Origin of the sequence: Suttonella ornithocola, assembly GCF_001889065.1 — a bacterium.
In the GTDB taxonomy this organism is placed as follows: Bacteria; Pseudomonadota; Gammaproteobacteria; order Cardiobacteriales; family Cardiobacteriaceae; genus Suttonella_A; species Suttonella_A ornithocola.
Genome location: NZ_LWHB01000057.1, coordinates 1 through 7,122, shown reverse-complemented (window position 1 = coordinate 7,122; position 7,122 = coordinate 1). Strand labels below are relative to the sequence as shown.

Sequence of the window (7,122 nt, the reverse complement as noted above, 5' to 3'; positions counted from 1 at the left end):
TAATTGGGGATTTATGTTTGTTTTTGGGGGTTTTACTTACTCTTTGGTTCTTACCAGAAAGAAACTTTAATTAAGGGTTTGGTACTTATTTTTGTAATTTGTATATTTCCAGGCTTATGGGCAATTGCTGAACACTTAGATGATCAGCTTTTTGATGCAATAGCACAAAAAAGAGAAGCAATAGCTGGAGCAGGTGGATTAAATATGAGTATGGCAGAACGCCTCATATTAGATATGGCAAATACGGCTTTTTACTTTATTTTCCCATTATTGCTACTATATTTAATTTCTGAGGCAGGAAGTGCTAGAGCATCCAGTGTTGTTAACGACTCTAATTCACATGGAAGAAGAGTTGGAGATATAGGAGGAAAAGCAACAGGGCAAGTAGCACAAGGGGCGTCAAATAAAGTCTTTAATTCTTCTCAGAATTTTAGAAAAAAATAAATAAAAGAAGAAGGGGTATTTTCTCTCCTTCTTTTATCTAGTCTGTCCAAAAACTATTTATATTATGAGTATGACTAGGAGTATGAGGATTATCAAATTTCTTATATTGATTGTAAGAGCTATTATCTAGATTATCATTATTATCAACAAAATATTCCTCTTTTCTCAGGAAAAGACTTACTATAAAACCAGCAACACAGGCGATAGCAAATAAAATAAAAAAAGTTATAGTATCCATATTTAATTTCCTTAGTTTTATATTCAAATATCTAGTTCAATTATTTTCCATTGACCATCTATTTTTTGTAGATGAATTATTGCTCCTGTTTCAGGTTCTTTATCCTTTATACTCTTTGTTATAATTTTAATTTCTACTGATGCTTTATTTTTATCCTCTTTATCCTCGTTAGAGGCAATTTTTTCAATTTTAAGATTTTCAAAACCACCAAATTCTCTAACCACATTTCTCGTTCTATACGCCAAATTATTTACATAGTAAAAAATTTCATCGTCATTATAACTAATTTGTTCTTTATATTTATTCTTAAGAATTGATTCAGGTTTTATGCTATAGACATAGTCAGCAGCTTTATTTGAATCACCTTGTAAAACTTCTATAAAAAATTTATTAACTATCTCTTTTGGAGTATCTTTCTTACTACAAGCCGCTAAAAAAGTAGTTATAGCTACTACTAATAGGAGCATCGTTATCTTTTTAAACATATGTAGACTCCTTCTTCAGTTATCTGCACCTATGGCAGCATGAATTATTGAAAACTAATCATTTATAAATATTGTAGATGATATTTTTTTATTTACAATAGATATGCAAATTATGTGTAAATAAGGGGTAAAATATGGGCAGCAGTAATTTGAATGTGCGCTTGGATGATGATTTGAGAGAGGAAGCTACTCAAGTTTTGGCAGGTTACGGGCTTTCACCCACTCAAGCGATTAAATTGTTTTTTAATCAAGTGGCAGCTACTCGTAAGGTCCCGTTGTCATTTGACTTTCAATCTGAAAAGAACTTTACGTTAACGTCAAAAACTCAAGCAGGATTACGCCAAACTGAACGGGAATTTGCTAACGGTGAAGTGGAGCACTTCGATAACGTTGAAGAGTTAAATCAAATTATAGAGAAAACTTCGCATGACTAAATGCTTCTTTGAGATGGAAAAATATTTAAAAAAGACCCCAAAAAGCATTACTTATCTTTGATTGATGAAGCATAGATAGAGATTTCAAATTGTTTGCTCAACGACATTTTGCAACGCGTTCTATTACTCTACTTAATTGTTATACCATAACAGTGTAACAATTAAGTATGACTCTTTTATTCAATCTAAAGAAGATTTTCTAAGGATTACGCAAATGCTGAATTACTTCCATGCTTAATTCGGTTAGCTCTGCAATCTCTTCATCAGAATAATTTCCTTTAGCAATTAGTTTTAGAGCTAAACTACGACGCGCTTCTTCGCGCCCTTGCTCAATTCCTTTCTCAATTCCTTTCTCGATTCCTTGCTCAATTCCTTGCTCAATTCCTTGCTCAATTCCTTGCTCAATTCCTTGCTCAATTCCTTTCTCAATTCCTTGTTGAATATATTTTTTAGGTAAAGCATTTAAACGTTCAGCTAACATATTATTCACCTCTTCTAAAGTTGTGTTTTCTAGAAATACTGTCTTTTCTTCTTGAGTTAACCAATTGGCTTTAGTTAACGCCCGTTTAATCCAAATACTCAATGCTCTGCGTAAGGTTTCTTCACCTGGAAGATTAGCATATTCTATTAGTAATGGCATTAAGGCTAGTATTTGTTCTTCGCTATTTAGATGTTCTAATTGAAAGATTGCAGAAACAATATTGCGTTTATCGGTATCAAAATCAGGCGTATTAATAATGGCTTTTTCATCCAGTAAAAAATAGCGATGCTCAAGAATGTAGGGTTTTAATCCTGGCAAAGGTTCAATAAGCTGGGACAACTCTTGTGCAGCTGTCCATTTATTGTCGCCACGATAGAGAACCGCTGAAAATACGGGCGGTAATTTTCCTTGTGCTGTGAATAGTTTCTGTTTGATTAGGTCTTGGTAAAGCGCAATGACATACTCTGCTATACGCACCGCCATAAAACGATCAACCTTCGTTTGAAACTCCAACAGAAAATAAAGATAGAGCCAATCACGATTAGTAATTTTTACTCGCCAAATCACGTCGCTTTCTCTAGATTGCAAAGTTTCGTTCACAAAGCTACTATTGACTCTTTCAAGAGTAGAAAGGTCTAGCTGCTGAACAATTTCTGGAGCAATAAATTCCGTAAGTAAATCTTTAAAAACGGTAGGTTCGCTAAAGACCTGTTTATAATTAAGATCGTGTTGTTGGTGAGGCATAAAAATCGTTATTAATGTTTAACATAAGTAGATGTAATTATATTCTAGTCTTTTGAGCTCATGACTTTTTTATGCTACAAATATCAGTTTTAAATTGACTGAAAGGAAGGGTTTTCCCATTTTTTACCAATTCTGTAAATTTCTTTTTATTAAATCCCTTATATTTTTGAATTCTTTCATAAACGAAGTCGCTATATCCATCCGAACCCATAATTCTATTATCGCTGTATTCATACTGTTGATATTCTGTAGATAGACTATAAAGACGGGCACAAAAATCTACAGGTATTACTTTGCCTTTAGTGACAATTTTTTCTTTTTTGATTGTGTTTCCATCAAAAATCCACATGTTTTTTTCTTTAAAAATAAGCAATTTATTATCATCAGTGAAATAAGAAAAATCATTTGTATAGCTGTTTAATTGTTTGTCTTTGATAACAACAGCCTTTTTATCAGGATGGATAGAGACTAGCACTAATCTAATATCTTTATTCCTAAGCGAGTAGCTAATCACCTGAACATCACTTTCACCAACCTGATAAAGACGTGCTTCATCTGTCCAAGCGAAAGTGTCTTTAGGCAAGCCTAACATTTTATTGGTAACAATTTTCTTACCTTGCCAAATAACTGTACCATTGTCTTTGACTGCCAATTCACCATAGCGTGTTTTTATTCCTGTATCAAAAGTTCCAGATACTGCAATACTGCTTAATAACCCAATTGATATAGCTAGAATAATCTTTTTCATATGTACTCCTAATAGTGATAGCGACACGAGATAATAGTAATCATTTGATCATCAATGGCATAAACAAGTCGATTAGTTTCATCAATTCGTCTGGACCAGAAACCCGAAAGGTTTTCTTTTAGAGCTTCAGGTTTACCAATGCCTGTTTGAGGTGTACGCAATGTATCTTGAATAAGTTTATTAATCCTCTTTAGTGTTTTTTTATCTTGTCCTTGCCAATAAAGATAATCCTGCCAGGCTTCTAATGTCCAAGATAGTAGTCGCTTACTCATCAATTAAATCACTTTGTTGTGTAACCCCTAACCGATATTGCTCAATAGAGCGATTAAGATGTTCTACGTTTGCAGGACTACGCATCAGATGGATGGTTTCCATCAATCCATTGTAATAATCCAATGACATCACAACAGCATCGTCATCATTCCGTCGAGTAATGATGATAGGGGAGACATCTTCTGATACCTGATCGAGTAGTGTTTTGAGATTATTACGTGCCTCTGTATATGAAATTGTTTGCATATCAATCAACCTGTTCAGAAATATGGACATATAGTAGCATGAAATTACAAAGTATGGGATATTTTATCTTGGTATTAGATGCACAAAAAATGAGGAAAAACATCATACTCTGCTATTTAGAATAATGTTTTTTAAAGGATAAAAAACAAGTTCAAAAAATAAACAATACGAGTGATTTTAGAAATTAAAAATTATTTTCATTATTTTTAATAGGAATAAAAACATGAAACTATCAAAAGAAGAATTATTGCTTGCTTCTTCGAGCCTATCATCAGAAAAAAAATCACACTTATATATAGTCAACTGTCCAGCAGAACGCTACATCAATACATTGATATCCAAATCTGGGAAATCACTGACTCGTAGTATCTTAAGACGAATAATATTTATTCTTGGTCAAGAAAAGGATTATGACTGGTCAACTTTAACTATTGATGAAGTGTATTTTGTTAAAAATTATTTATTAGAATTAGATTACGCTCCATCTACCATTAATCAATATCTTACTGTAATGCGTATGGTTGCTAAAAATGCTTGGATGCATAAACAAATGTCAGCTAAACAGTATTTGCTCATACAGTCTGTAGATAGAGTATCGGGTTATAGAATTGCTGGTCGAGCCTTAGAAGTATCAGAAATTTTTCTCTTTTATCATATAGTTTCTCAATCAAAAAATACACAATTAATGAAATTGAGAGATATGTGTCTATTTGGTTTGATGGTGGAATGTGGACTTAGAAAATTTGAGGTCAGAAGTTTAAATTGTGCAGATATCAACCTTCAAGAAGGTTTTTTTATCGTGATTACCAAAGGAAACAAAGGGAGATGTATTTATTTGCCTGTAAATATTAGATATTTATTAGAGAATTATCTGTTAATACATCCATTTAAGAGCTGTCCTGACGCTCCACTATTTTTTCAATTTCATACAAATCATATTGCTAAAAATAGGCGCTTACAGATGGCATCGGTCAATAATCTTTTAAATAGATACAGGAAATGCACTGGATTAAAAAGATTTACGGCTCATGATTTGAGACGAACTTTAGCAACATACTTGTTCGACATAGGTGTTAATATAAATATGGTTAAAGAAGTGATGGGGCATGAATGTATATCGACAACATCACTTTATGACAGGCGAGCTATTAAAAGAACCAAAGCTCTTATGAAAAGTTTTAGCTACAAAATTTGAAGATAAAAATTCGTCTAAAAACAAGTACCACAAATCAATTCCAAACTAGATTTTCCTAAAGCCTTATCCCCACAAGGTGGACAAACGAAGTTAGTTTGCACTTTCTTTGCTGCTAATTGTTGATTTTCTTCAATTATAGTCGGTTCTATATTAAATAAAAGATTTAAAGATGTATGTAATAATACTTCTCTTGATTACTCATGTATCGGATATTCATCTGTATATGCTTCATATTCATCATGACGTATTTGAGCGGAGATATCAGATCCTTATGCAAATCGATCAACTTAAGGTAAAGCATAGCCCTTTTATGTAGTGGTCTAATAAAACGATAGATATCTTGATCACATGGAGCATCCCATACCGAAAAGAAATTTTCTATCATAGTTCAAGCGAGCAATTGCTAAATTGGTCGTTAATTACCACTACATTATCTCTCTATGAGAAATTTGAGTTTTCAGGAAATTGTATATTTGGTATCGTTGTTCGGGTTTAAGGTGTTTGTAGCGTTTCATAATATTTTGGGAGTAGAATTGAAATTCGATGTACAACACTGTACATCTTACATCTCAATCTGGTTTCTAAAAATATTGCACTTCAGGGTTGAAGCCAATTTATGAAAAATTGATGCAATTTATGATAAATGTAAGAGAGGAGGGATTTAGCATGGATAACAAGTATCGTATGACGGTTGATTTAAATGTTCTTGAACATTTAGGGATCAATCTATACAGCAACTTATCTGCAGTATTAACTGAAATCGTTGCCAATGCGTGGGATGCTGATGCAAGTAAAATTCAGATTACTATTGATGAAAATACTCCATGCCAATTCATTGAAATTTTTGATGATGGCAAGGGGATAACTTCTGAGGAAATGAATGAGAAGTTCCTGAAAGTTGGCTATCGCAGACGGTTAAATTCTTCTGATCCCGAGGCTGTTATAACAGCAAGTGGACGACCTGTTATGGGACGAAAAGGTTTGGGAAAGCTAGCTTTGTTTTCTGTTGCTGATAGTGTAATAATTCAATCTATGGGGGCTGATGGTATTGCACATGGGCTAACAATGGAAACACAGGCGATCCGTGATGCTATAAAGAATAATCAGGCGGAGTATAACCCTCCTTTTTTACCCCAAGAATGTTTAACTATCAAGGAAAAAGGGACATTTATTCGTCTTGAGAAAATTAATAATAGTCGCATCAAACAAACTATAAACAGCTTGAAAAAGCGTCTTGCTAGACGGTTTTCAGTTTATGGAGATAAATTTAAAATCATTATAAATCATCAAGAAATTACTATGAAAGATCGTGATGATATTGAAAATACTCGATTTCTTTGGCTTTTGGGTGGTAAAAAGATTGATGTAAACATATAGTGCAATCATCTAAAGCCCAACCCAATCCAAAGCAGATAAAAGCATAAAGTATCAATACAATCCATCCGCCATTCTTTGCGTATTTGCTTAATCCAAGCCCACATCTTTTCAATGGGATTTAAGTCTGGACTATAAGGGGGTAACCAAACTATTTCATGCCCATGCTCTTCAATGATTGCTTGAATATCACTGCGTTTATGAAAAGCGGCATTGTCCATGACAATTACACTGTTTTTAGGTAACTCAGGTAACAGTGCTTCTCTCACCCAATGAGAGAAAATATCGCTGTTAATAGAACCATCATATAAGCGTAAGGCAAACAATTCTCCATTGATAATGGCTACCAATCGCATTGCTCTGGTTCTTAAATGCCAGTTATCACTTCCATGACAAACTTGTCCTTTTGTGCTGTAGCCATAAGGTCTATGAGCAAAGGCTTTAAAACCACATTCATCAA

General features: G+C 33.4%; 11 protein-coding genes. 4 read left to right on the top strand and 7 right to left on the bottom strand.

Features of this window, described 5'->3' with window-relative positions:
* The first annotated feature begins 78 nt into the window (after positions 1-78).
* Positions 79-444 (top strand): hypothetical protein, encoded by a 366-nt coding sequence (locus tag A5N85_RS04875; RefSeq protein WP_143143186.1) that lies wholly within the window; start codon positions 79-81, stop codon positions 442-444.
* A gap of 37 nt (positions 445-481) precedes the next feature.
* Here A5N85_RS04875 and A5N85_RS04870 read toward each other — a convergent pair whose 3' ends face one another.
* Together A5N85_RS04870 and A5N85_RS04865 are read right to left on the bottom strand one after the other, a co-directional pair.
* Positions 482-682: a hypothetical protein gene (locus A5N85_RS04870; RefSeq protein ID WP_072576227.1), complete on the bottom strand. Its 201-nt coding sequence runs from the start codon at positions 680-682 to the stop codon at positions 482-484.
* Between the two features lie 23 nt (positions 683-705).
* Positions 706-1,167 (bottom strand): DUF4878 domain-containing protein, encoded by a 462-nt coding sequence (locus A5N85_RS04865; RefSeq protein WP_072576226.1) that lies wholly within the window; start codon positions 1,165-1,167, stop codon positions 706-708.
* 134 nt (positions 1,168-1,301) lie between these two features.
* On the opposite strand from A5N85_RS04865, the gene A5N85_RS04860 reads away from it, so the two are divergent.
* Complete coding sequence (locus tag A5N85_RS04860; RefSeq protein WP_072576225.1) at positions 1,302-1,601, top strand: type II toxin-antitoxin system RelB/DinJ family antitoxin; 300 nt, start codon at positions 1,302-1,304, stop codon at positions 1,599-1,601.
* Between the two features lie 199 nt (positions 1,602-1,800).
* On the opposite strand, the gene A5N85_RS04855 is transcribed toward A5N85_RS04860, so the two are convergent.
* From A5N85_RS04855 to A5N85_RS04840, 4 genes are read right to left on the bottom strand one after another with little or no spacing between them, the layout of a single operon-like run.
* On the bottom strand, positions 1,801-2,826 hold the full coding sequence (locus A5N85_RS04855; protein ID WP_072576224.1) for an Rpn family recombination-promoting nuclease/putative transposase: 1,026 nt from the start codon (positions 2,824-2,826) through the stop codon (positions 1,801-1,803).
* Positions 2,827-2,884: 58 nt separating this feature from the next.
* Positions 2,885-3,574, bottom strand: a complete 690-nt coding sequence (locus tag A5N85_RS04850; protein ID WP_072576223.1) for a hypothetical protein — start codon at positions 3,572-3,574, stop codon at positions 2,885-2,887.
* A gap of 8 nt (positions 3,575-3,582) precedes the next feature.
* Positions 3,583-3,846, bottom strand: coding sequence for a Txe/YoeB family addiction module toxin (locus A5N85_RS04845; RefSeq protein WP_072576222.1), 264 nt, complete (start codon positions 3,844-3,846; stop codon positions 3,583-3,585).
* Complete coding sequence (locus tag A5N85_RS04840) at positions 3,839-4,093, bottom strand: type II toxin-antitoxin system Phd/YefM family antitoxin (protein WP_072576221.1); 255 nt, start codon at positions 4,091-4,093, stop codon at positions 3,839-3,841. The genes A5N85_RS04845 and A5N85_RS04840 overlap by 8 nt, the downstream gene beginning before the upstream one ends.
* A gap of 223 nt (positions 4,094-4,316) precedes the next feature.
* Here A5N85_RS04840 and A5N85_RS04835 point away from each other — a divergent pair, with 223 nt between their 5' ends.
* Together A5N85_RS04835 and A5N85_RS04825 are read left to right on the top strand one after the other, a co-directional pair.
* Positions 4,317-5,288 (top strand): tyrosine-type recombinase/integrase, encoded by a 972-nt coding sequence (locus A5N85_RS04835; RefSeq protein ID WP_072576220.1) that lies wholly within the window; start codon positions 4,317-4,319, stop codon positions 5,286-5,288.
* Between the two features lie 666 nt (positions 5,289-5,954).
* Positions 5,955-6,665 carry an ATP-binding protein gene (locus A5N85_RS04825; RefSeq protein ID WP_169818623.1) on the top strand — a complete coding sequence of 237 codons (711 nt, stop codon included), beginning with the start codon at positions 5,955-5,957 and terminating at the stop codon, positions 6,663-6,665.
* Positions 6,666-6,670: 5 nt separating this feature from the next.
* On the opposite strand, the gene A5N85_RS04820 is transcribed toward A5N85_RS04825, so the two are convergent.
* Positions 6,671-7,122 (bottom strand): transposase (locus tag A5N85_RS04820; protein WP_072576217.1); only part of this gene is annotated, 452 nt, incomplete at its 5' end.

Bases quoted from the DNA above. Each gene is read 5' to 3' on its own strand.
- A5N85_RS04835 (WP_072576220.1), top strand. From the start codon at position 4,317: ATGAAACTATCAAAAGAAGAATTATTGCTTGCTTCTTCGAGCCTATCA.
- A5N85_RS04870 (WP_072576227.1), bottom strand. From the start codon at position 682: ATGGATACTATAACTTTTTTTATTTTATTTGCTATCGCCTGTGTTGCT.
- A5N85_RS04845 (WP_072576222.1), bottom strand. From the start codon at position 3,846: ATGAGTAAGCGACTACTATCTTGGACATTAGAAGCCTGGCAGGATTAT.
- A5N85_RS04850 (WP_072576223.1), bottom strand. From the start codon at position 3,574: ATGAAAAAGATTATTCTAGCTATATCAATTGGGTTATTAAGCAGTATT.
- A5N85_RS04825 (WP_169818623.1), top strand. From the start codon at position 5,955: ATGGATAACAAGTATCGTATGACGGTTGATTTAAATGTTCTTGAACAT.
- A5N85_RS04840 (WP_072576221.1), bottom strand. From the start codon at position 4,093: ATGCAAACAATTTCATATACAGAGGCACGTAATAATCTCAAAACACTA.
- A5N85_RS04855 (WP_072576224.1), bottom strand. From the start codon at position 2,826: ATGCCTCACCAACAACACGATCTTAATTATAAACAGGTCTTTAGCGAA.
- A5N85_RS04865 (WP_072576226.1), bottom strand. From the start codon at position 1,167: ATGTTTAAAAAGATAACGATGCTCCTATTAGTAGTAGCTATAACTACT.
- A5N85_RS04860 (WP_072576225.1), top strand. From the start codon at position 1,302: ATGGGCAGCAGTAATTTGAATGTGCGCTTGGATGATGATTTGAGAGAG.